Origin of the sequence: Rhizobium sophoriradicis, assembly GCF_025200795.1 — a bacterium.
In the GTDB taxonomy this organism is placed as follows: domain Bacteria; phylum Pseudomonadota; class Alphaproteobacteria; order Rhizobiales; family Rhizobiaceae; genus Rhizobium; species Rhizobium sophoriradicis.
In genome coordinates, this window is sequence record NZ_CP104152.1 from 1,512,192 (window position 1) to 1,535,180 (window position 22,989).

General features: G+C 61.7%; 20 protein-coding genes. 18 read left to right on the forward strand and 2 right to left on the reverse strand.

Annotated elements, in window-relative coordinates; genetic code table 11:
• Position 1 precedes the first annotated feature (1 nt).
• From N2597_RS07585 to exoR, 4 genes are all read left to right on the forward strand, one after another.
• On the forward strand, positions 2-2,845 hold the full coding sequence (locus tag N2597_RS07585) for a valine--tRNA ligase (RefSeq protein WP_183596541.1): 2,844 nt from the start codon (positions 2-4) through the stop codon (positions 2,843-2,845).
• Between the two features lie 401 nt (positions 2,846-3,246).
• A complete protein-coding gene (locus N2597_RS07590; protein ID WP_077993970.1) occupies positions 3,247-4,512 on the forward strand; it encodes an OmpP1/FadL family transporter in 1,266 nt (421 codons plus the stop codon).
• Positions 4,513-4,738: 226 nt separating this feature from the next.
• Complete coding sequence (locus N2597_RS07595; protein WP_183596538.1) at positions 4,739-5,200, forward strand: hypothetical protein; 462 nt, start codon at positions 4,739-4,741, stop codon at positions 5,198-5,200.
• A 19-nt stretch (positions 5,201-5,219) separates the two neighbouring features.
• Positions 5,220-6,014 (forward strand): exopolysaccharide production regulator ExoR, encoded by a 795-nt coding sequence (exoR, locus tag N2597_RS07600; protein WP_183596534.1) that lies wholly within the window; start codon positions 5,220-5,222, stop codon positions 6,012-6,014.
• Positions 6,015-6,075: 61 nt separating this feature from the next.
• Here exoR and xth read toward each other — a convergent pair whose 3' ends face one another.
• Positions 6,076-6,867 (reverse strand): exodeoxyribonuclease III, encoded by a 792-nt coding sequence (gene xth, locus N2597_RS07605; RefSeq protein WP_039619369.1) that lies wholly within the window; start codon positions 6,865-6,867, stop codon positions 6,076-6,078.
• Between the two features lie 125 nt (positions 6,868-6,992).
• Positions 6,993-7,325 (reverse strand): iron-sulfur cluster insertion protein ErpA, encoded by a 333-nt coding sequence (erpA, locus tag N2597_RS07610; RefSeq protein ID WP_038688475.1) that lies wholly within the window; start codon positions 7,323-7,325, stop codon positions 6,993-6,995.
• Positions 7,326-7,383: 58 nt separating this feature from the next.
• On the opposite strand from erpA, the gene N2597_RS07615 reads away from it, so the two are divergent.
• The 14 genes from N2597_RS07615 (at position 7,384) to N2597_RS07680 (ending at position 22,953) form a co-directional block, all read left to right on the forward strand.
• Entirely contained in the window at positions 7,384-7,548 is a 165-nt protein-coding gene (locus N2597_RS07615) for a hypothetical protein (RefSeq protein WP_170961434.1), read from the forward strand.
• A complete protein-coding gene (locus tag N2597_RS07620) occupies positions 7,545-8,762 on the forward strand; it encodes a deoxyguanosinetriphosphate triphosphohydrolase (RefSeq protein WP_183596528.1) in 1,218 nt (405 codons plus the stop codon). The genes N2597_RS07615 and N2597_RS07620 overlap by 4 nt, the downstream gene beginning before the upstream one ends.
• A gap of 63 nt (positions 8,763-8,825) precedes the next feature.
• Positions 8,826-10,583 carry an arginine--tRNA ligase gene (gene argS / locus N2597_RS07625; protein WP_183596526.1) on the forward strand — a complete coding sequence of 586 codons (1,758 nt, stop codon included), beginning with the start codon at positions 8,826-8,828 and terminating at the stop codon, positions 10,581-10,583.
• A 61-nt stretch (positions 10,584-10,644) separates the two neighbouring features.
• Positions 10,645-13,854, forward strand: coding sequence for an SPOR domain-containing protein (locus N2597_RS07630; protein WP_183596523.1), 3,210 nt, complete (start codon positions 10,645-10,647; stop codon positions 13,852-13,854).
• Positions 13,855-13,964: 110 nt separating this feature from the next.
• A complete protein-coding gene (gene nagZ, locus N2597_RS07635) occupies positions 13,965-14,978 on the forward strand; it encodes a beta-N-acetylhexosaminidase (RefSeq protein WP_077994098.1) in 1,014 nt (337 codons plus the stop codon).
• Positions 14,979-14,996: 18 nt separating this feature from the next.
• Entirely contained in the window at positions 14,997-15,854 is an 858-nt protein-coding gene (locus N2597_RS07640) for a segregation and condensation protein A (protein ID WP_038688483.1), read from the forward strand.
• Complete coding sequence (gene scpB, locus N2597_RS07645; RefSeq protein WP_077993964.1) at positions 15,851-16,555, forward strand: SMC-Scp complex subunit ScpB; 705 nt, start codon at positions 15,851-15,853, stop codon at positions 16,553-16,555. The genes N2597_RS07640 and scpB overlap by 4 nt, the downstream gene beginning before the upstream one ends.
• 182 nt (positions 16,556-16,737) lie before the next feature.
• On the forward strand, positions 16,738-16,929 hold the full coding sequence (locus tag N2597_RS07650; protein ID WP_009990121.1) for a twin-arginine translocase TatA/TatE family subunit: 192 nt from the start codon (positions 16,738-16,740) through the stop codon (positions 16,927-16,929).
• A gap of 51 nt (positions 16,930-16,980) precedes the next feature.
• Positions 16,981-17,598 carry a Sec-independent protein translocase protein TatB gene (gene tatB / locus N2597_RS07655; protein ID WP_009990120.1) on the forward strand — a complete coding sequence of 206 codons (618 nt, stop codon included), beginning with the start codon at positions 16,981-16,983 and terminating at the stop codon, positions 17,596-17,598.
• Positions 17,595-18,422: a twin-arginine translocase subunit TatC gene (gene tatC, locus N2597_RS07660; protein ID WP_038688492.1), complete on the forward strand. Its 828-nt coding sequence runs from the start codon at positions 17,595-17,597 to the stop codon at positions 18,420-18,422. Before tatB ends, tatC begins: the two co-directional genes overlap by 4 nt.
• 99 nt (positions 18,423-18,521) lie before the next feature.
• A complete protein-coding gene (gene serS / locus N2597_RS07665) occupies positions 18,522-19,805 on the forward strand; it encodes a serine--tRNA ligase (protein WP_077993961.1) in 1,284 nt (427 codons plus the stop codon).
• Between the two features lie 4 nt (positions 19,806-19,809).
• Positions 19,810-20,583 (forward strand): 5'/3'-nucleotidase SurE, encoded by a 774-nt coding sequence (gene surE, locus N2597_RS07670; RefSeq protein ID WP_038688496.1) that lies wholly within the window; start codon positions 19,810-19,812, stop codon positions 20,581-20,583.
• Complete coding sequence (locus N2597_RS07675) at positions 20,580-21,233, forward strand: protein-L-isoaspartate(D-aspartate) O-methyltransferase (RefSeq protein WP_077993958.1); 654 nt, start codon at positions 20,580-20,582, stop codon at positions 21,231-21,233. The genes surE and N2597_RS07675 overlap by 4 nt, the downstream gene beginning before the upstream one ends.
• A gap of 139 nt (positions 21,234-21,372) precedes the next feature.
• Positions 21,373-22,953, forward strand: coding sequence for a peptidoglycan DD-metalloendopeptidase family protein (locus tag N2597_RS07680; protein WP_183596520.1), 1,581 nt, complete (start codon positions 21,373-21,375; stop codon positions 22,951-22,953).
• The last annotated feature ends 36 nt before the right edge of the window (positions 22,954-22,989 follow it).

A 22,989-nucleotide genomic window follows, 5' to 3' on the forward strand; every position in this document is an offset into this window, starting at 1 on the left:
AATGCTCGACAAGACCTATGATTCCGCCGCCGTCGAACCAAAAATCGCAGCGAAATGGGATGAAGAGGACGCCTTCCGCGCTGGCGCCAACGCCAAGCCCGGGGCCGAGACCTTCACCATCGTCATCCCGCCGCCGAATGTCACCGGTTCGCTGCATATGGGCCATGCGCTCAACAACACGCTGCAGGACATCCTGGTGCGTTTCGAGCGCATGCGCGGCAAGAACGTGCTCTGGCAGCCGGGCATGGATCACGCCGGCATCGCCACGCAGATGGTCGTCGAGCGCAAGCTGATGGAACAGCAGCTGCCGGGCCGCCGCGACATGGGCCGCGACGCCTTCATCGACAAGGTCTGGGAGTGGAAGGCTGAATCGGGCGGCCTGATCTTCAATCAGCTGAAGCGCCTGGGTGCCTCATGCGACTGGTCGCGCGAACGCTTCACCATGGACGAAGGCCTGTCGAAGGCCGTTCTCGAGGTTTTCGTCACGCTCTACAAGGAAGGTCTGATTTACCGCGACAAGCGTCTGGTCAATTGGGATCCGAAGCTGCTGACGGCAATTTCCGATATCGAAGTCGAGCAGCACGAGGTCAAGGGCAATCTCTGGCACCTGCGTTATCCGCTAGAAAAGGGCGTCACCTATCAGTTCCCGATCGCTTTCGATGAGGAAGGCAAGCCGACCGAATTCGAGACGCGCGACTATGTGGTTGTCGCAACCACACGGCCGGAGACAATGCTGGGCGACACCGGTGTTGCCGTCAATCCGAAAGACGAACGCTACCAGGGCATTGTCGGCAAGCATGTCATTCTGCCGATCGTCGGCCGCAGGATTCCGATCGTTGCCGACGACTATGCCGATCCGGCCGCCGGCAGCGGCGCGGTGAAGATCACGCCCGCGCATGATTTCAACGACTTCGACGTCGGCAAGCGCGCAGGCCTTCGCATCATCAATATCATGAATGGCGACGGTACGATTATCATCAAGGACAATGAGGATTTCCTCGAAGGTCTCGATAATCCGGCGGCGCTGCACGGCGCCTGGGATCGCCTGGAAGGGCAGGATCGTTTCTTTGCGCGCAAGGTCATCGTCGAGATTTTCGAAGAGGCCGGTCTCGTCGACAAGATCGAGCCGCACAAGCACATGGTCCCGCACGGTGACCGCGGCGGCGTGCCGATCGAGCCGCGGCTGACCGAGCAATGGTATGTCGATGCCAAGACGCTCGCCGAACCGGCGATCGCTTCGGTGCGCGAGGGCCGCACCAGGATGGTGCCGAAGAGCTGGGACAAGACCTATTACGAATGGATGGAAAACATCCAGCCCTGGTGCGTTTCCCGCCAGCTCTGGTGGGGTCACCAGATCCCCGCCTGGTACGGTCCGGACGGCCAGGTCTTCGTCGAAAAGACGGAGGAAGAGGCGTTGCAGGCGGCGATCCAGCATTACCTCTCACATGAGGGGCCGATGAAGGCCTATGTTGAGGACCTCCTCGAAAACTTCAAGCCGGGCGAGATCCTGACGCGGGACGAGGACGTGCTCGACACGTGGTTCTCCTCCGCTCTCTGGCCCTTCTCGACACTCGGCTGGCCGGACGAAACGCCGGAACTCGCCCGTTATTATCCGACCAACGTTCTCGTCACCGGCTTCGACATCATCTTTTTCTGGGTTGCCCGCATGATGATGATGGGCCTGCACTTCATGAAGGATGACGACGGCAACCCCGTTGAGCCCTTCAGTACCGTCTATGTCCACGCGCTGGTGCGCGACAAGAACGGGCAGAAGATGTCGAAGTCGAAAGGCAACGTCATCGACCCCCTGGAACTGGTCGACGAATACGGCGCCGACGCGCTGCGCTTCACCCTGGCGATCATGGCCGCACAGGGCCGCGACGTGAAGCTCGATCCGGCCCGCATCGCCGGCTACCGCAATTTTGGCACCAAGCTCTGGAACGCCACGCGCTTTGCCGAGATGAACGGTGCAAAAAGCGATCCGCATTTCGTGCCGGAGGCGGCCGAACTCACCATCAATCGCTGGATCCTCACGGAACTTGCCCGTACGGAACGTGACGTTACGGAAGCGCTTGAAGCCTTCCGCTTCAACGACGCGGCCGGCGCGCTTTATCGTTTCGTCTGGAACGAGGTCTGCGACTGGTATCTCGAACTTTTGAAGCCGGTCTTCAACGGCGAGGACGAAGGCGCCAAGGCCGAAGCCCAGGCCTGCAGCGCCTATATTCTCGAAGAGATCTACAAGCTGCTGCATCCCTTCATGCCCTTCATGACCGAAGAGCTCTGGGCGCATACGGCAGGTGAAGGCAAAGAGCGCGACACGCTGGTCTGCCATGCCGAATGGCCGGCGCCCTCCTATGCTGACGACGCGGCTGCCGACGAGATCAACTGGCTGATCGACCTCGTCTCCGGCATTCGTTCCGTGCGCGCCGAAATGAACGTGCCGCCGTCGGCCACAGCGCCGCTCGTCGTGGTCAAGGCCAACAACCTGACCCGCGAACGGCTGTTCCGCCACGACGCCGCCATCAAGCGACTCGCGCGTGTCGAGGCGATCTCGCTGGCCGACGATGCGCCGAAGGGAGCAGCCCAGATCGTCGTCGCCGAGGCCACCATCTGCCTGCCGCTCGGCAATCTGATCGACCTTTCCGCGGAAAAGGCGCGTCTCGAAAAGGCGATTGGCAAGATGGAAGGCGAGATGTCGCGCATCGACGGTAAGCTCTCCAACGAGAAGTTCGTCGCCAATGCCAATCCCGAAGTGGTCGAGGCTGAGCGCGAGCGTTTAGAGGAACTGAAGGGTCAGATGGCGAGCCTGAAGATCGCCCTTTCCAGGGTGAGCGAAGCCGGATAAGTTTCGCTGCCCATTTTGGCAAATCATTTCAAAGACGCGCCCGGCTAAGGGCGCGTCTTTTGTCGTTCTAGGCGCCCGCGTGATTCGGTCATGAAAGCGGCTGATTTCAGGCCCTGAGCCTGTGGATTGTGGCTCTGCTGGCATGCCAAGGGCGAAAACTGCCACTGTTGTCGGATTGATACAGCTTTCGCAATGTGTGGAATGAAAACCCAAAAACGAGACTGAAACCCGGTGGTTTCGGAATAAAATTTTATTAACCAGATTTTTTGACGTGTCCGTCAATTTCTTTACGTAAGTTGGCCACTGCAATGCCCGGGAGCGCTGCCGTGGGGCGCGTTGCCATGTCAGGCGAACACTTACTAGAGTGGCGCCACATCAATTGCTGGAGTGGGGGAGACACAATGGCATCGCGTAGGTTTTCCAAGGGCGTAACGTCGCTCGTTCTTCTTTCGTCGCTTACATCGCCGTCCTTCGCCGGCGGTCTGGAGCGCGGCGGCTACAATATTGACCAACTGTTCGACACGTCGCCTTTTTCGTTCCAGTCGGGTGTGACCTACGTCACCCCGCAGCGCAAGCTGAAGGACGTCCGTGACACGAATACCTCCGTCTTAACTGGGGGTGGCAATCTCAACACCCGTTCGGACACCGCCGACGAGACGTCGAATTACACCATTCCCTATGTCGGCTTCAAAGCCGGCTTCGCCGATACGATCGATTGCCTCGTCGATTATTCCGAGCCCTTCGGCGGCCACTCCGATCCTGGTCTGAACTGGGCGGGCGCCAACAACAACATCGAAACGGAAATCAAGACCCGCAACTATGGCGGCACTTGCTCCTATCGGTTCGATGTCGGCCCTGGACAGCTTCGCTTCATCGGCGGTGCCTTCTATCAGGAAGTCGAGGGCTTCAAGGAACGTCTGGTTTCAACACTTCCGCTTCTACTCGGCGTAGGCACGGGCGTCGGCCGCCTTGATCTGGAAGATAGCGGTTGGGGTTGGCGGGCCGGCCTCGCCTATGAGATTCCGGAATATGCGATGCGCGCGAGCCTCGTTTATAACAGCCGCGTCAAGTACGACGACCTGACCGGAACTGTTGATCTCCGTCAGGTTCCAGTTGTGCCGGTTTATGGAGGTCAAGTCACACCTGTTTTTGGTTCCGCCGAAGCGCCGGATTCACTTGAGCTGAAGTTGCAAAGCGGTATTGCTCCAGACTGGCTCGCCTTCGGCTCGGTGAAATGGACGAACTGGAGTGTGCTTCAATCCGTGCCTTTCTGCCCGACCTCGACAAAGGGATTGGCCGCCTGCAAATCCGGCGGCGCGACGGAACTGACCTCCCTCGACCTGCTTTATCGTGACGGTTGGACGATCTCCGGTGGTGTCGGCCACAAGTTCACCGATCAATGGGCCGGTGCGGTAAGCCTGACCTGGGACCGCGGCACCAGCCAGGGCTATGGTGCACAGACAGACAGCTGGACGCTGGGTGTCGGTGCAGCCTATACGCCGACCGAACATATCGAATGGCGCATCGCCGGCGCCGTGGGTCTGTTGACGAGCGGATCGTCCGGCGTTGTGACCCAGAATGGTGTCACCTTTGGAGATGATGTCTCCTATTCCTTCGGCAACGATCTGGTCACTGCACTGTCGACGAGCCTAAAGGTCAAGTTCTAATACTCCGGTTTGAAGAATTGAGAGCCCGGCACTGCCGGGCTTTTCTGTTTTACGTCCGTTAATCATACTATTCCCCGCCGATTTTGTGACGATTCAGCAACACTTTTTTACGACGGTTGGCATATGGTGACTGCGCGGCGAATTTGTCTATTTCCCGCCACAAAGAGAGCGCAGCGATATTGGCAGGCGACGAGACGGCAGACGTAGGGTGCGTGTAAAGAGTAGCATGGGTCGATTTTTTTCCGGCAACAGCAGGTCATACGACGCGATTGGCGACAGTCGTTCGATTGCGGCCGTTTCGCTCTCTGGACAAGGCTGTTCCGGCCGCAGATCCAGCCTCGCAACGAGGTTGTCGATCCGTCGAGTGCCGGTTTTTTCGACCAACACGCCTGAGCAGCGCGGCTTTGGCGGAGAAGCCGATACTGGTTTCGTCACATTTGCTGTTTACCAAAGCGATCAAGGCAGGAAGGCGAATACCGCGCCTGCCAAAGGAATGCCAGGCAGATTGCAGTGGGGCCATGCCGGGAGCCGGGTGGTTCTAGATGACATGCTGAAAATTCGGCTGGGAAACGGCCAATGGGCTGGATGCGACGCGGGCAAAGGGGCCATGGAGCCCACCGCGGGATCGCTCGCCTCGAATGAATACATCGACCGTCTGCCCGGCGCCCGCGCCGGCTGCGTGCGATGAACGAAAGAAATCGGTTGAAATGGTAACGTCCGAGTTCAAGTTGTTCAAATTCATGCTGATAGGCATAGGGATCGCGCTGGCAATGCCTGGCCCGGTTCGCGCTTTCGACATCAAAAGCGACGTCAGCAAGGAATCCGGTCCTTTCGACCTCTTCAAGTTCGGCTTCAAGGCCTACAAAAACGGACAGAAGGAGGAGGCGGTCGAAGCTTACAAATACGCCGCCGAAAAAGGCCATACCGGTTCACGCTGGGCGCTCGCCAATATGTATGCCGACGGCGACGGCGTCACCCAGGATGATTTCGAAGCCTTCAAGATCTACAGCGAGATTGCCCAGCAGGGTGTCGAACCCGGCTCGGAGGACACCGGCTTCTTCGTCAACGCGCTTCTCTCGCTCGCAAATTATTACAAGCACGGCATATCCGGCAGCCCGGTCAAGATCGATCTCACCCAGGCACGCCAGCTTTATTTCCAGGTGGCCTCCACCTTTGGCGTTCCCGAAGCTCAGTTCCAGCTGGCGCAGATGATGCTGGCCGGCGAGGGCGGCAATGCCAACCCGCAGCAGGCGAAGAAATGGTTGAACCAGGCGCGCAAGAGTGGCCATCCCGGCGCCATGGCAATTTTCGGAAATATTCTCTTCGACGAAGGCCAGACGGCCCGCGGTCTCGCGCTGATGACCGCCGCTCTCGACCGCTGCAAGCCCAAGGACTGCGGCTGGATGGAAGCCCTGCAGGAGCAGGCTTTCTCGGTTGCGAACGAGGCCGACCGCCGCACGGCAGTATCGCTGTCGCACGCCATCGCGAGCGGCTCCGACTGAAGCCTGCGATGCAGCGCCCTGATACGCGCTTGCAATGACGCGGTGCTATGGGCTGCGAATGTCAGGCCGCAAAATCGAAATAGGCGATGACAGGCACGTGGTCGGACGGCTTTTCCCAGGCCCGCACATGTTTTTCGATCGCCGCCGACGTCATCCGGTCGGCAGCCTCCGGTGAGAGCAGCAGGTGGTCGATGCGGATGCCGTTGTTCTTCGGCCACGCACCTGCCTGATAGTCCCAGAAGGAATAGAGCCGCGTCGCGTCCGTCGTTGCGCGCACCGCATCCGTCAGCCCGAGATTTTCGAGCCTGCGGAATGCCTCCCGCGTCTGCGGCAGAAACAGCGCATCGTTTTCCCAGACCTTGGGGTCGAAGCAGTCGTGCGGCTCGGGGATGACGTTATAATCGCCGGCAAGCACCAGCATCTCCTCATAGGCGAGGCGCTCTGCGGCAAAGCTCCGCAGGCGTTCCATCCAGGCGAGCTTGTAGGGATATTTCTCCGTTTCGACGGGATTGCCGTTCGGCAAATAGATGCAGCAGACGCGCAGGATGCGCGTGTTCGGCAGCGTGAACACCGCCTCGAGGAAACGCGACTGTTCATCCAGCGCATCGCCGGGCAGGCCGCGGTTGACTTCGGAAGGCGAAGTCTTGGAGAGAATCGCCACACCATTGAAGCCCTTCTGGCCGTGCGTCTCGACGTGATAGCCGAGCGCCTCAATCTCCAGCCTGGGAAAACCTTCGTCGATCGTCTTGATCTCCTGCAGGCAGACTATATCAGGATCGGAATCCTTGAGCCATTGCGTCAGATTGTCGATGCGCGCCTTGACGCCGTTGATGTTCCAAGTCGCGATCTTCATCTCTTCGTCCTATTTCGCTGCGTGCGCTTCTTTTATCGTGGTCTTTTACAACAGGACAAGACGATAAACCGGCCGGAAGCGCTTCTTCGGCCGGTTCGTTCGCACAGCGAAATGTTTCTGGAAGGTCAGATCGAGAAGCTGGTGCCGCAGCCGCAGCTTGCCACCGCATTCGGGTTCTTGATCTGGAAGGATTGACCAAGCAGATTATCGACGAAGTCGATCTCCGAGCCCGCCATATAGACGAGCGACAGACTGTCGATCAGCACTTTTGCGTCGTTCTTTTCGACGATGATGTCGTCGTCGCTCGCGCTGTCGGCGAGGTCGAACTTATAGGAAAAGCCCGAACAGCCGCCGCCTTCGACCGAAACGCGCAGCGCGCTCTTGCCGGCCTCCGCGCCGATGATCGCGGCGATACGCTTTGCCGCGGCATCTGAAAGGGTTACACTCGTATCCGTCATGTTTCCTCCTGCCGGGGTCAAGATCCGGAGAGAATGGGTTTTGGCATTGAAAGTTCAAATGCCTGATATCAAAAGAACTTACCATGATCTTCGCAAAAAGGCCATGATGTGCGCAACGGTCGGCGGGCGCCTCTTTGCCGTTTCGCCGGGCTATAGGTATGAAGAGGGCAAAGCGGCGTCAATGGGCAGATGCGGCAACAGGCAGAATGACGGTGAAGAATGACGGTTGACAGGCGGGCTTTAGGTTTCGGCGGCAGCGAAAGGGCGGTCTATGCGGCGGACCCCTGGACGACGCGTGGGCGTCTTTATCCGGAGGACGGCAGCCCGACGCGCTCGGACTTCCAGCGCGACCGCGACCGCATCGTCCACACGACGGCCTTCCGCCGGCTGAAGCACAAGACCCAGGTCTTCATCGCCCAGGATGGCGATCACTATCGCACCCGGCTGACGCATACGATCGAGGTGGCGCAGATCGCCCGCGCGCTCGCCCGCGCCATGAAACTCGACGAGGATCTGGCCGAGGGCGTGGCCCTGGTACACGACTTCGGCCACACGCCCTTCGGCCATACCGGGGAGGACGCATTGCACGAGGTGCTGCTGCCCTATGGCGGCTTCGACCACAATGCCCAATCGCTGCGCATCGTGACCAAGCTGGAGCGGCGTTATGCCGAATTCGACGGCATCAACCTGACGTGGGAAAGTCTCGAAGGCCTGGTTAAGCACAATGGCCCGCTGCTGACGCCTGATGGTGTCGGCACGCGCGGTCCGGTTCCGCAGCCGATCCTCGATTATTGCGAACTGCACGATCTCGAGCTTGCGACCTACGCCAGCCTCGAGGCCCAGGTCGCGGCGATCGCTGACGATATCGCCTACAATACCCACGATATCGACGACGGCCTGCGCTCCGGCTACCTGACCTTCGACATGCTGGAGGAAATCCCGTTTCTGGCGGGGCTAATGGCCGAGGTGAGGGCGCGGTATCCGCATCTCGAGCCGAGCCGCTTCACCCACGAGATCATGCGCCGGCAGATCACCCGTATGGTCGAGGACGTGATCGGCGTCGCCCAGCAGCGTCTTTCAATTCTTCGCCCTGAGAGCGCAGCCGACATTCGCGCTGCCGACCGGGTGATCGCAACCTTCTCCGACGCGATGGCCGAAACCGACAGGCAGATCAAGGCGATGCTCTTCAAACGAATCTACCGCAATCCGGATATCATGCGCATCCGCGCCGGCGCTGCTCAGATCGTCACCGACCTCTTCGGCGCCTACATGGCCAGCCCCAAGGAGATGCAAAGCCATTACTGGGTCGATCATATCGCCGGCCTCGCCGATGCCCCGAAGGCTCGCCATGTCGGCGACTATTTGGCCGGCATGACCGACACCTATGCAATCAGTGCCCACAGGCGATTGTTTGACCACACTCCGGATTTGCGATAGGCAGCGGTCGCCCGCCGAAGGCCGATTTGCGCCTTTGGCACAGCCTATGCATGGAAGAGTGCGATGAACCTTTTTACCGACTTCGAAGCCAGGATCAAAACCGCCCTTGAACAGATTGATCTGGTCAGGGAAAAGCGATCCGAGCTCGATTTCGGCCGCATCACCGTCGAGCCGCCGCGCGACGCCAGCCATGGCGATGTTGCGACCAACGCCGCGATGGTGCTGGCAAAGCCGCTCGGGTCCAACCCTCGCGCGCTTGCCGACGTCATCATCGCCAAGCTCAAAGAGGATGCCGACGTCGCCGATGTCTCGGTCGCCGGTCCCGGCTTCATCAACATCCGTCTCGCCGTCGGTTATTGGCAGCGGCTGCTCGCCTCGATGATCGCCTCCGGCACCGACTACGGCCGCTCGACCCTCGGTGCAGGCCGCAAGGTCAACGTCGAATATGTCTCGGCCAATCCGACCGGGCCGATGCATGTCGGTCACTGCCGTGGCGCCGTCGTAGGCGATGCGCTCGCCAACCTGCTCGCCTTTGCCGGTTACGGCGTCGAGAAGGAATATTACATCAACGACGCCGGCTCGCAGATCGACGTGCTCGCCCGCTCGGTCTTCCTGCGTTATCGCGAAGCGCTCGGGGAACGGATCGGCGAAATCCCCTCGGGTCTCTATCCAGGCGATTATCTCGTGCCCGTCGGCCAGTCGCTTGCCGCCGATTACGGCGTGCGGCTGCACAACATGCCGGAAGAGCAATGGATGCCGATCGTCAAGGATCGCACCATCAGTGCGATGATGGTGATGATCCGGGAAGATCTGGCGGCGTTGAACGTCCATCACGATATCTTCTTCTCCGAACGCACCTTGCATGCCAATGGCGCCGCCGCGATCCGCACGGCGATCAATGACCTGACCTTCAAGGGTTACGTCTACAAGGGCACTCTGCCGCCGCCGAAAGGCCAGTTGCCTGAGGATTGGGAGGATCGCGAACAGACGCTGTTCCGCTCGACCGAGGTGGGCGACGACATGGACCGGCCGCTGATCAAGTCGGACGGCTCCTACACCTATTTCGCCGCCGATGTCGCCTACTTCAAGAACAAGTTCGACCGCGGTTTCGACGAGATGATCTATGTGCTCGGCGCCGACCACGGCGGTTACGTCAAGCGCCTGGAAGCGGTTGCGCGTGGCGTTTCGGACGGTAAGGCGAAGCTGACGGTGCTGCTTTGCCAACTGGTCAAGCTCTATCGCAACGGCGAGCCGGTGAAGATGTCGAAACGCTCGGGCGATTTCGTCACGCTTCGGGACGTCGTCGAGGAAGTCGGCCGTGATTCGGTCCGCTTCATGATGCTTTACCGCAAGAATTCCGAACCGCTTGATTTCGATTTCGCCAAAGTGACGGAACAGTCGAAGGACAATCCTGTTTTTTACGTGCAGTATGCGCATGCCCGCTGCATGTCGGTCTTCCGGCAGGCGAGGGAGGCTTTCCCAGGCCTCGATGTTTCGTCTGAAGATCTGGCGAAAGCCGTTGCTGGCATTGGCGATCCGGCCGAATTGCAGCTCGTCGCCAAGCTCGCCGAATTCCCCCGTGTGGTCGAAGCAGCGGCTCAGTCGCAGGAGCCGCATCGCATCGCTTTTTACCTCTACGACCTCGCCAGTTCCTTCCACGCGCACTGGAACAAAGGTAAAGATCAGACGGAATTACGATTTGTTAATGATAAAAACCGAGAATCAAGTATTGCCAGACTAGGGCTGGTGTACGCCGTCGCGTCGGTTTTGAAGTCGGGACTTGCCATTACAGGCACTGCCGCACCTGACGAAATGCGATAACGTCACCATTTCCCCACAATGCGCTGGCATTTGAGCGTTGGCGTTTGCGAGTGGGAAAAGCATGGCTGAGAAACAACTTGCGTATGATACGCGCGGAAGAGACGATCTGTTTGCTGACGACGATCCGTTGGCCGAGCTTGCTCGTATCGTCGGCTTCGAACCGCGTGTTGCAGCAAATACGGTGACCGAAGCCGCACGGCGCGAGCCCGCCTTCGATCTCGAAGATGAGCTCGGGCGCGAATTCGACCGTTACGATTCGCCGCGTCCGCTCGCAGAGCTCGACCATCCGGCCGAGCCGATTTCCGACGAGATCGCGCCTGAGGATTATGTCGAGCCCATTCTCGATGCCTCTCCCGCTGTCGGACATGCCGAGATTTCCGAGCCGGGTTCCGTCGCCCCCGTTGTCGCCGAAGAAATAGCTGCCGCACCTGCCGCGAGCGGTGCAGACGAGCAGGCCGCCGCCTGGGCGGTTGCTCCCCAGCCGATCTCCATCGATCCTGCTTTCGAGGCGCCGGTGCAATCGGCCTTCGGCGGTGCGCGCGACCTCATCGAAGAGCTCGAATTGTCGATCGGTGCGGCGCCGGTTTCTGCTGTGCCGCAGCCTGTCAAGGCGCCGCAATGGTCGGCTGCCAGCATCCGGCTGCCGCTTGCCAATTTTCATGCCACCAAACGCGAGGAGCCGGTCGTTCAGCCGGAGCGGGTCGAGCCGGTGGCTGAACCGACCGCCGCAGCGCCGGCCGAGACGTCGCTTGCCGATCTTCCCGAGGTGGAGCCGGCGCCCGTGGTCGAGGAGCCGGCGCCCGTCGCCGCTATCGAAGCTTCGGCCGCCGTCGAACCTGCCGAGGAGTTCGCATCCGTTTCTCCGTCGCTCGGCTTCCCCGCCGAACTCGATCGTCACGATGATGAGATGGTCGCGCCGGAAGAGATTGCAGAGGTAGAGGATTTCGTTGAGATCGAGGAGGACCTTCAGGAATTTAGGCCCGACGCCGGTTTCGATCTCATTGCCGCCGCCGTCGAAGGCGAGATCCAGGCCGATGCGGCGCTGACCGAGGTCGTGCCTGAAGTGCCGCATACTGCCGGCACGTTCGATCTCGACGATCTGCTCGCCGATGTCTCGCGTTATCCCGTGCCGCATCCGGTATTGCAGCGTACCAATCCGGTGCCTGTCACATCGCAGCCTGCCTCGATCGACGTCGCGGCCGTGGCTGCTGCCCCCGTGGCCGAAGCGCCCGTCCGGCCTGCGCCGGCCGAATCGGCTCCGGCCCATGCCGTCGAAGCCGTAAGGCCGATCGCGCCGTCGCCTACTGCGGTTGCCGCACCCCAGCCTGCCGCGCCGTCATATTCGCGGGCGCCGCAGCCGGTGCCGGAAGCCGACGACCCCTTCGCCGGCCACGATTTCGAGCTGGATCTTGCCGGCATCGAGCTGGAACTTTCCGATCTCGATTTCTCGGAAGCATCCGAACCCGCGCCGCAGCCAAAGCCGCAGGCGCCGGTCATCGCGCCTCGGCCGCAGGCGGTCGCTCCCGCACCCCAGCCGATGGTGCCTCCGCCCCAGATGGAAATGCGCCCGATGGCCGCTGCCGCTCCACGACCCGCGCCGGCTTTCGTTCCCGAGCCGCCGGCCTCAGCTGCGGCTTTCAACTGGGCGCCGCCAGTCGCAGAATCGACCGAAGACCTGCCTTTCGATCCGGCGATGATCTCTGACCCGGAGGAACGTCCCGAAACCGTCGACGACATGCACGTGCCGGCGCTGCCGCCGGTCGAGCAACCTGCTCCGGTCGCGAAGACGGCAGACTTCGATTTCGATCTCGACGCGGAGATCGCGAGCTTCTTCGAACCGGCCAAGCCGCGGGAAATGCCGTCGTCGGCCCGGGATACCGAAGCCGCGGCCAAGCCGGTCAAGCCGACCATTGCCGACGGCCTCGACGATTTTGAACGGGCGCTGGAGGAGGATTTCCGCCGCAGCGTGCGCGAGCCGGTCGAGCGCCGCGAGACCTCGGAGGTCCGCATCGAGTCAGCAAGCCAGGCCGCCGATTTCAGCCGCGCCCGCTCGATGCGCCGGTTGCTAGCCGGGGCTGTCGTGCTCGTGGTCTTCGCCGGCGTCGGTTATGGCGTCTATTCCTCCGTCTGGAACGGCGAGGGACTTGGCATTGTCGCATCCGGCGAGCCGCGCGTGATCACCGCCGATAAGGAGCCGGTCAAGGTCGTTCCGGAAAATCCCGGCGGCAAGACCGTGCCCAACCAGGACAAGGCCGTTTATGATCGCGTTGCGGGTTCTGCCGAGGATCCGAAGCAGAAGGCGCTCGTGTCGTCCGACGAGGCGCCCGTCGATGTCGTCCAGCGGACACTGACACCGGAAGCGCTGCCCGAGGACGACGAGAACGCGGGCGTCGACGATCGGGTCACGCCGACTGCGGTCGGTGAGACGGAGGATCCGCGTCTGCTGCCGAACCAGGCGAACGCCGACGACGCGCCCGCAAGCAGCGCCGACAAGACGCCGTCCGTTTCGCCGCGCAAGGTCCGCACGATGATCGTCAAGCCTGACGGCACCCTGGTCGCCCGCGAGGAGATTGCGCCGCTCGATCAGCCGGAGCCGCCTGCACAGTCTGCCCAGACAACGCCGTCTGTCCAGCCGCCGGTCACCGCCCAGTCCGCGCCGTCGACCCCGGCCGTGCCGCCGGTCGGCGGAACGGCTGCAAGCTTCCCGGCAAGCGCCGAGGTTGCTTCCGCCGATTCGCGTTCGGCAGCACCTGTTGAAGCAGCGCCGGCTCAGCCGTCGCCTGCGGCAACTGCCGATGTGCAGCAGGCAAATCCCGCCCCGGTCGATGCGCCGGTACGGCCGGTCAAGACGACGGCGGTCGCCGATACGGCCCCGGTTCCGATCGCCCGCCCGGCCGATCAGCCCGTCAATGTCGTCGGCACCGTCACCGAAAGGGGCAATGTCCGCACGCCTGCGCAGCAGCCGAAGCCGACGCAGGTCGCCTCTGCCGCGCCGGCCGCCGCCCAGCCGCAGCAGGCCGCATCCACCGGCGGCTACGGCCTTCAGATCGCGTCCCTGCCGTCGGAGGACGAGGCCAACAAATCCTATGCCAACCTCTCGAAGAAATTCGCCGGGGTGCTGGGTGGCCGTGCTCACGAGATCCGCAGGGCCGATATCGCCGGCAAGGGCACTTTCTACCGTGTTCGCATCCCGGTCGGCTCTAAGGATGAGGCCGCAGCACTTTGCGAACAGTATCGCGCAGCCGGTGGAAGCTGCCTGATCTCCAAATAAAATCAGGTCACGGAATTGTGAGAGCGGCGGGCCGATCGGCCCGCCGCTCTTTTTTGTGCATCGCGCCCGCGCTTGCTCGCATTTGGCCCGGGGCGGTCTATGATTCCCAAATGACCGAATCAAAAGCGATGATCCTGGGCTGCAGCGGCCTTGCCCTCACATCCGAAGAGAAAGCCTTCTACCGGGGCGAACGGCCCTGGGGCTTCATCCTTTTTGGGCGCAACATTTCCGAAGCTTCGCAGATTGCCGATCTTGTCGCCGAACTGCGCGACAGCGTCGGTTGGCATGCGCCGGTGCTGATCGACCAGGAGGGTGGTCGCGTCCAGCGCATCCGCCCGCCGGTCCTGCCGCGTTATCCATCGGGTCAGGCGCTCGGTGATCTTTATCGCCGCGACACAGCACTCGGCCTGCGCGCCGCCTGGGTGATGTCGCGGCTGCATGCTTTCGACCTTGCGCGGCTCGGCATCAATGTCGATTGCCTGCCGGTGCTCGACGTGCCGGTCGAAGGCAGCAGCAATGTCATCGGCGACCGCGCCTATGGCGGCGATCCCGGGACCGTCATCGCCATGGGCCGGGCGGCGGCCGAAGGGTTGAAGGCAGGCGGCCTGTTGCCTGTGATGAAACATATGCCCGGCCATGGTCGCGGTTTTGCCGATTCCCATCTGGAACTGCCTGTCGTCACCGTCTCGCGCGATGAGTTGGAAACCCATGATTTCCCGCCCTTTATCGCCATGAAGGACGAGCTGATGGCGATGACCTGCCACCTCGTCTTCACCGCCATCGACCCCGACAATCCGGCGACGACCTCACGCAAGGTGATCGACGGCGTTATCCGTCAGCATATCGGCTTTACCGGTCTGCTGCTTTCCGACGACAGCTCGATGAACGCTCTTTCCGGCACAATCGGCGAGCGTGCGGCGAATATCATTGCAGGCGGATGCGATATCGTGCTGCATTGCAATGGCAAGATGGACGAGATGCTGGATGTCGTGGCAAACGTTCCGCCGCTCGCCGGCGCGTCGCTTGCGCGCGCAAAAGCGGTAGAAGCAGGTTTTGCCGCGCCGGATACAGCCCATGAGGCTGAGTTGCGGGCGGAATTCGAGGCGATGTTTGCGATTGTCTGATCGCAGAGGAGCAGGTTGGTGAACACGGTCAAGGGCACGGAGCGTCCGCAGGCGGCAACGCCGATGGACAAGCTGTGGCAGGACAACGGCGCCGAGCGCGCCAGCCATGAGCCGGCGCTGGTGATCGACGTCGCCGGTTTCGAAGGTCCGCTTGACCTGTTGCTCTATCTCGCCCGCAACCAGAAGGTCGATCTGTCGCGCATTTCGGTGCTGGCGCTCGCCGAGCAATATCTGCAGTTCGTCGAGAGCGCCCGGCGCATCCGCATCGAACTTGCCGCCGATTATCTCGTCATGGCGGCCTGGCTTGCCTATCTCAAGTCTCGCCTGCTCATTCCCCAGCAGGTCAAGGATGACGGCCCCTCGGGCGAGGAGATGGCGGCAACGCTCGCCTTCCGTCTGAAACGTCTCGAAGCCATGCGCCAGGCGGCCGAAGGCCTCGTCAACCGTAACCGCCTCGGCCGCGATATTTTTGCGCGCGGCGCGCCTGAGCATATTCCCGACCGGCAGCAGTCGGCTTATGCGGCCAGCCTCTACGATCTCCTGACCGCCTATGCGGCGCTGCGCCAGCGCCACGCCATCACCCAAGTGACGATCGAGAGGCGCAATGTCTGGTCGTTGACCGATGCCCGCGAGCTACTGACCCAGATGATCGGCGAGGTCGGGGACTGGACGGCGATGGAGCACTATCTGCTGCGTTATCTCGCGGCGCCCGAGGAACGTGTTACCGCCATCGCCAGCGCCTTTGCCGCTTCGCTGGAACTGGTGCGCGAGGGCAAGCTCGAAATCCGCCAAGACGGCGCCTTTCAGCCGATCTATATGCGCCGAGGCCCGAAACATGCGACGCTGCAGGTGGTGGAACAGGAGCGGCCGGCTTGATCGATCTGAAGGGCGACGAGGATTTCGAGGACGAGGGCCGCGATCTGCAGGCCGCGATCGAGGCCGAGCGCATCGCCGAGGCGCTGGTCTTCGCCTCATCGCAGCCGGTCCCCGAAGCTTTCCTCGCCGAGCGCCTGCCTGAGAAAGTCGATGTGCGGGCGATCATGCTGCGCCTGAAGGCGCAATATGCGCCGCGCGGCGTCAACCTCGTGCAGGTGGAGGGAGCCTGGGCCTTCCGGACTGCCGCCGATCTCTCCTTCGTCATCCGCCGCGATGAAAACGAGGTGAAAAAGCTTTCGCGCGCCGCCCTGGAAGTGCTTGCAATTATCGCTTATCACCAGCCGGTGACGCGCGCCGAAATCGAGGATATCCGCGGCGTGCAGACTTCGCGCGGCACGCTCGACGTGCTGATGGAAGCGGGCTGGGTGCGGTTTCGAGGCCGCCGGCGCACGCCGGGCCGGCCGGTTACATTGGGCACCACGCGGGATTTTCTCGACCATTTCGGCCTCGAGGAATTGCGCGATCTGCCCGGTCTCGAAGAATTAAAGGGAGCAGGCCTGCTCTCGGGCCGCATTCCGGCGAATTTCAATATTCCCTCGCCATTGATGAACGACGAGCTGAGCGAGGACGAAGACCCCATTACCCAGATGGATCTCGAAGAACTTGGGTTGCTTGCCCCGCGTTCTACGTCCGAAGATTGAAGGACTTCCTCTTGCTTTTGCCATGCTTGACGAAAACAATGGTGCTCACCATTTTTCGGCGGTTCTGTGGCTTGTCACAACGGGCGATACCGTGACATTAAGCGCAGTTCGAAGGGCTTGATGTTGGAAACGGTGTGGGAAATCCTTACATCGAGGGAACATCACAACAGGGAGTAAGCGTAATGGGTTCTTTTGGCATCTGGCACTGGCTGATCGTTCTGGTCGTCGTGCTGTTGTTGTTCGGTCGCGGCAAGATCCCGGAACTGATGGGCGATGTCGCCAAGGGCATCAAGAGTTTCAAGAAGGGCATGACGGACGAAGACGCGCCGGAAACGGCAAAGACCGTCGATCACAAGGCCGACGAAACCAAGTAACCAAGTCCGGGAAAAAGCGCCGCCCCCGCGCTTCCCGTCCAGGAGCCTTGCATGTTCGATATTGGTTGGACCGAGCTTTTGGTCATCGCGGTCGTGCTGATCGTCGTTGTCGGTCCCAAGGATTTGCCGCCGATGCTGCGCGCTTTCGGCAAGATGACGCAGCGCGCCCGCAAGGTGGCGGGTGACTTCCGTGCGCAGTTCGATGAGGCGTTGCGTGAAGCCGAGCTTGACGATGTCCGCCAGACCATCGGCGACGCCCAGAAGCTCAACCCGGTCAACAGTCTGCGCGAGGCAATGAACCCCCTTCGTCAGATGGGTAACGAGATCAAGGCCGATCTGCAGAAGGCAAGCACACCTCCTCAGAACAAGACCGAAGTGCCGCCGACTGCGGCTTCGGCCCCGGCGCCTTCGATGAGCCTGCCGGAAACGCCGCCACTGGTGCCGACACCGGCGCCGACGCCGGAACCCGTCGCCGCAGCGGCCGTCCAGGCCGACACGATTGCCGCCAAGCCGAAGGCTCCGAGGAAGCCGCGCGGCAAGGCCGCTGATAAGGCCGATGCCGTCGCGGCCACTGCAGCGCAGGTGGAAAAGCCGAAGCGCGCGACGGCAACCAGGAAGCCCGCAACGCCGAAAACGCCGGCGCAGACTGAGAAGAAGGACGAGGCATGAGCGGTGATATCGAAGACAAGCCGCAGCCGTTGATCGAGCACCTGATGGAGCTGCGCACGCGGCTTATGTGGTCGATCGGCGCGTTCTTCATCGCCTTCGTCGTGTGCTTCTTTTTCGCCAAGCACATCTTCAACTATCTGGTCTATCCCTATAAGCTCGCCGTCAGCTGGGCCAACCTCGATGTCGAGAAGGCGCAGCTCATCTACACCGCGCCGCAGGAATTCTTCTTCACGCAGGTCAAGGTCGCCATGTTCGGTGGCCTTGTGATCGCTTTTCCGATCATCGCCGCCCAGATCTACAAGTTTGTCGCTCCAGGCCTCTATAAGAATGAACGGGCGGCCTTCCTTCCGTTCCTGATCGCTTCCCCACTTCTGTTCCTCTTAGGCGCCGCGCTGGTCTATTTTTTCTTCACGCCGATGGTCATGTGGTTTTTCCTGTCGATGCAGCAAGCGCCGGGCCATGACGAGGTAGCGATCTCGCTTCTGCCGAAGGTCTCGGAATATCTGAGTCTGATCATGACGCTGGTCTTCTCCTTCGGCCTCGTCTTCCAGCTGCCTGTTGTCACGACACTGCTTGCCCGTGTCGGCCTGCTGACGTCGGAATGGCTCGCCGAAAAGCGTAAATTCGCCATCGTGCTGGCCTTTGTCGTCGCTGCCGTGCTGACGCCGCCGGACCCCTTATCCCAGATCGGCCTTGCGATACCGGCGATCCTTCTCTACGAGATTGCCATCTATGCGGCGCGACTCGTGGAGCGCCAGCGTGCCCGGCAGGCGGTCGAGAAGGAAACCGGATCCGCAGACGTTGCCAAGACGGACAGCGTCTGAAGCGGCGATCCGGCAATCCTTTCATGAGCGCCGTCCCATCCGGTCGAAGCCGATCAGGCTTTGGCCGGGTCACTTCTGTTGCAAGGACCTGGAACGACGATGCTCGATATCAAATGGATCCGTGAGAATCCCAAAGCGCTCGATGCCGCCCTTGCCAAGCGCGGTGCGGAGCCTCTTGCGCAAAGCCTCATTTCCCTCGATGAAAAGCGCCGCTCCGCCGTGCAGAAGGCGCAGGACCTGCTGTCCCGCCGCAATCTCGCCTCCAAGGAGATCGGCGCGGCGCTGTCCCAGAAGAACGGCGAACTCGCCGAGAAGCTGAAGGCCGAGGTCGCCGAGCTGAAGACGTTGCTGCCGATGGTCGAGGAAGAGGACCGGCAGCTGACGGCCGAGCTCAACGACGCGCTCTCGCGCATCCCGAACGTGCCTTTCGACGACGTCCCGGTCGGCAAGGACGAGCATGACAATGTCGTCACCCGCACCGTCGGCGAAAAGCCGCGCTGGAACCACACGCCGAAGGAGCACTTCGAAATCGGCGAGGCGCTCGGCTATATGGACTTCGACCGCGCCGCCAAGCTCTCCGGCTCGCGCTTCACGGTGCTGACCGGGCCGCTCGCCAGGCTCGAGCGCGCGCTCGGCCAGTTCATGATCGATCTCCACACCCGCGAGCACGGTTATACCGAAGTAAGCTCGCCGCTGATGGTTCGGGCTGAAGCGGTGTTCGGCACCGGCAGCCTGCCGAAGTTCGAAGAGGATCTCTTCAAGACGACGGATGGCCGCTATCTCATTCCGACGGCGGAGGTGACGCTGACCAATCTGGTGCGCGAGGAGATCCTCGACCAGGAAGAGCTGCCGCTGCGCTTTACCGCGCTGACGCCGTCCTTCCGCTCGGAAGCGGGCTCGGCCGGCCGCGACACGCGTGGCATGCTGCGCCAGCACCAGTTCTGGAAATGCGAGCTCGTTTCGATTACCGACGCCGAGAGCGCCATCGCCGAGCATGAAAGGATGACCGCCTGCGCCGAAGAAGTGCTAAAGCGTCTCGGCCTGCACTTCCGCACCATGACCCTTTGCACCGGCGACATGGGCTTCGGTTCGCGCAAGACCTACGATCTGGAAGTCTGGCTGCCGGGACAGAACACCTTCCGCGAAATCTCCTCCTGCTCGGTCTGCGGCGATTTCCAGGCCCGTCGCATGAACGCGCGCTATCGCGGCAAGGATGACAAGACCAACAGGTTCGTCCACACGCTGAACGGCTCCGGCACGGCCGTCGGCCGCTGCCTGATCGCCGTGCTTGAAAATTATTTGAACGAGGACGGTTCGGTCACGATTCCGGACGTTTTGCTGCCTTATATGGGCGGATTGACCAAGATCGAACGGGCGGCCTGAGGCGATGCGCATCCTGCTTACGAATGACGACGGCATTCACGCAGAGGGCCTGGCCGCACTGGAGCGGATCGCCCGCACGCTGTCCGACGATGTCTGGATCGTGGCGCCCGAGACCGACCAGAGCGGTCTTGCCCATTCGCTGAGCCTGTCCGAACCTCTGCGGCTGCGCAAGATTTCCGACAAGCATTTCGCCTTGCGCGGCACGCCGACCGATTGCGTCATCATGGGTATCCGCCAGGTGATGGACATCAAGCCCGATCTCGTTCTATCCGGCGTCAATTCGGGTTCGAACGTTGCCGACGATGTGACCTATTCCGGTACGATCGCCGGTGCCATCGAAGGCACGATGCAGGGCGTGCGCTCCTTCGCGCTCAGCCAAGCCTATCTCTATGAGGATGGCGCACGCATCGTGCCCTGGGAAGTCTGCGAGGCACATGCCCCGGCTCTTCTGGAAAAGCTGATGGGTCTGGACTTGCCGGAGGGCACGTTCCTCAATCTCAACTTCCCGAACTGCCGTCCCGATGAGGTCGATGGCGCCGAAGTGACCATGCAAGGCAAGCTCGCCTTCAATCTGCAGGTCGATGCCCGCTCCGACGGCCGGGGCTTTCCCTATTACTGGCTGAAGTTCGGCGAACGCGCCGGCGCCTTCATCGAAGGTACCGATATTCACGCCCTCAAGCATAACAAGATTTCGGTAACGCCTTTGAAACTGGATCTGACCGATTATTCCGTGACGGACCGCGTGGCGCGGGCCCTGGGATACGGAGCACAGGTTTGACGGCAAGACTGGCGGAGAAGGAGGGCTTTGCGGCGCTCGTCCTCAGATTGCGTGCCGAAGGCATCTCCGACCTCGATCTGCTGACGGCGGTCGAGCAGACGCCGCGCTCGCAGTTCGTGCCGGCGCAATTTTCCGACAATGCCTATTCGAGCCGAACGATCCCGATCGAATGCGGATCCTTCCTCGAAGGCATCGATTTTGCGGTCCGCATCCTGCATCACCTGAAGCTCAAGCCGGGCCAGCGGGTCCTGGAAATCGGCACCGGCAGCGGCTTCACCGCCGCCGTCATGGGGCGCCTGGCCGAGCGTGTGCTGTCGATCGACCGCTACAAGACGCTGACATCGGCAGCGCAGCGGCGCATGGAATGGCTTGGCCTGCGCAACGTCGTCATCCGCCATGCCGACGGCAGCGCCGGCATGCAGGGCGAGGGCACCTTCGACCGTATCCTGGTGACGGCGGCGTTCAATGCGATGCCGCGCTTTTATACCGACCAGCTCGTTTCCGGCGGTTCGATGATCGCGCCGCTGATGATTTCCGAAAACGAATGTCGCATGGTGCGGCTGACGAAAACCGGCAGCCGTTTCGAACGCGAGGAACTGTTCGAAGCCCCTTATCTGCCGATCGTTCCGCGTCTTGCCTCGCTGCTGTAGGCACTGCGATTTTTCACCCGTAAGCTATGGTTATCAACTCCTCAAAAATATCGCACTGATTCCAGCATCTTAACCGCGTGGTAATACTAACGCGTTTTAATAGACTCACAAATGGTTGCGTTCTCAGTGGGTCGAGTCAATGCGTTTCAGTCTTTCGCCAAAGTTCGGTAAGTCGGCCGGTAATCTTCTGGTTGTGGGCCTGCTGGCGAGTGCCGCAACGGGCTGCAGTTCCGATGTGACACGGTTTGGCAGTTTGTTTTCCTCCTCCGGTCAGGATCAGATCACCACAAGTTCCATTCCGCGCCGGGGCGGCGTCCAGGGCGATCCGGTGCCGCGTGCCGATCTCGGCGGTACGGCCCTCGCCAGCCAGCCCGGTTACGGCGGCAACAATGCGCCGAACCAGCCCTATCCGGTAAACCCGGGCTACGAGCCGGTCCGTCCATCGAGCGCACGTCTGGCTTCCTCGCCGGTCTCGATACAGCGTTCCGAGCTTGCCGCGCCGACCGCTGCCGCGCCACCCCGTCAGCGGGAAAAGGAAGTGGCGCTCGCCCAGCCGTTCCCAGCTTCGCCACGGGCTGAAAAACCGCGGCTGGTGGCGCCGAAGGCGGCGCCCGATTCGCTGACGACCGGCACGACGCCGAAGATTTCCGGCTGGTCGGCGACCAATGCGCCTTCCGTGACACTGCGTCCGGGCGAAAACATCGCCACGCTGTCCAGACGTTTCGGCGTTCCGGAAAAGGAAATCCTGCGCGTCAACAATCTGAAGACGGCCTCTGCCGCCCAACCCGGCCAGGCGATCCTGATCCCGACTTTCAATGGCGGCAATGCCGCCAAGGCGGCATCGCAGGCGGCCGACCTTTCCAAGCCCGGCAATATGCCGGGACCGGCCAAGGCGCCGGAGCAGAAGGTCGCCGTCGTCCCGGGCGCCAATTCCGCGCGTGACAAGACCATGGCGAGCGCCGATCCGACCGGCAAGCTTCCCGCCGGCGCGGGCAAGGATCCGAAGGCGCCTGCCGGCACTTATGTCGTCAAGCAGGGCGATTCGCTGGCAAAGATTGCCAAGGCGACCGGCGCCAATATCGACGATCTCAAGGCCGCCAACAATATTTCGGCGAGCTCGCTGCGTGTCGGCCAGGCCCTGAAGATTCCGAACGGCAAAGCCGACACGATCAAGACCGCCTCGATCCCGGCTGAAAAGGTCGAGTCGAAGCCGGTCGAGCCCGCGCCTGCCCAGCAGACGGCGTCCGTTCAGCCCGCACCCTATAAGGCGCCGGCCGCCACCCAGACCCTCGACGAGGTCGAGAAGAAGGCCGATGTCAGCGCCGACGCGCCGGAATCCACCGGCATCGGCAAGTATCGCTGGCCGGTGCGCGGCCAGGTCATTGCCGCCTATGGCGCCAACGTCAATGGCAACCGCAACGACGGCATCGATATCTCGGTACCGCAGGGTACGCCGATCAAGGCGGCCGAAAACGGCGTCGTCATATATGCCGGCAACGGCCTGAAGGAACTCGGCAACACGGTTCTCGTCCGTCACGACGACGGCACCGTCACCGTCTACGGCAATGCCGACACGCTGAGCGTTGCCCGCGGCCAGAAGATCCAGCGCGGTCAGACCGTCGCGGTCTCCGGCATGAGCGGCGACGTCAAGCAGCCGCAGGTCCATTTCGAGGTGCGCAAGGACGCGTCACCGGTCAACCCGATGACTTTCCTGGAATAGGTACAGCGTACCAGGAAGCGCAAAAGCCCGGCCAAC

What these genes read in the sequence shown, in the direction of transcription:
- nagZ (WP_077994098.1), top strand. Translation starts at nt 13,965, where the DNA reads ATGACCGAATCAAAAGCGATGATCCTGGGCTGCAGCGGCCTTGCCCTC.
- N2597_RS07585 (WP_183596541.1), top strand. Translation starts at nt 2, where the DNA reads ATGCTCGACAAGACCTATGATTCCGCCGCCGTCGAACCAAAAATCGCA.
- xth (WP_039619369.1), bottom strand. Translation starts at nt 6,867, where the DNA reads ATGAAGATCGCGACTTGGAACATCAACGGCGTCAAGGCGCGCATCGAC.
- surE (WP_038688496.1), top strand. Translation starts at nt 19,810, where the DNA reads ATGCGCATCCTGCTTACGAATGACGACGGCATTCACGCAGAGGGCCTG.
- argS (WP_183596526.1), top strand. Translation starts at nt 8,826, where the DNA reads ATGAACCTTTTTACCGACTTCGAAGCCAGGATCAAAACCGCCCTTGAA.
- N2597_RS07620 (WP_183596528.1), top strand. Translation starts at nt 7,545, where the DNA reads ATGACGGTTGACAGGCGGGCTTTAGGTTTCGGCGGCAGCGAAAGGGCG.
- tatC (WP_038688492.1), top strand. Translation starts at nt 17,595, where the DNA reads ATGAGCGGTGATATCGAAGACAAGCCGCAGCCGTTGATCGAGCACCTG.
- erpA (WP_038688475.1), bottom strand. Translation starts at nt 7,325, where the DNA reads ATGACGGATACGAGTGTAACCCTTTCAGATGCCGCGGCAAAGCGTATC.
- N2597_RS07650 (WP_009990121.1), top strand. Translation starts at nt 16,738, where the DNA reads ATGGGTTCTTTTGGCATCTGGCACTGGCTGATCGTTCTGGTCGTCGTG.
- N2597_RS07590 (WP_077993970.1), top strand. Translation starts at nt 3,247, where the DNA reads ATGGCATCGCGTAGGTTTTCCAAGGGCGTAACGTCGCTCGTTCTTCTT.
- N2597_RS07630 (WP_183596523.1), top strand. Translation starts at nt 10,645, where the DNA reads ATGGCTGAGAAACAACTTGCGTATGATACGCGCGGAAGAGACGATCTG.
- N2597_RS07595 (WP_183596538.1), top strand. Translation starts at nt 4,739, where the DNA reads ATGGGTCGATTTTTTTCCGGCAACAGCAGGTCATACGACGCGATTGGC.
- N2597_RS07680 (WP_183596520.1), top strand. Translation starts at nt 21,373, where the DNA reads ATGCGTTTCAGTCTTTCGCCAAAGTTCGGTAAGTCGGCCGGTAATCTT.
- N2597_RS07615 (WP_170961434.1), top strand. Translation starts at nt 7,384, where the DNA reads ATGCCTGATATCAAAAGAACTTACCATGATCTTCGCAAAAAGGCCATG.
- tatB (WP_009990120.1), top strand. Translation starts at nt 16,981, where the DNA reads ATGTTCGATATTGGTTGGACCGAGCTTTTGGTCATCGCGGTCGTGCTG.
- exoR (WP_183596534.1), top strand. Translation starts at nt 5,220, where the DNA reads ATGGTAACGTCCGAGTTCAAGTTGTTCAAATTCATGCTGATAGGCATA.
- serS (WP_077993961.1), top strand. Translation starts at nt 18,522, where the DNA reads ATGCTCGATATCAAATGGATCCGTGAGAATCCCAAAGCGCTCGATGCC.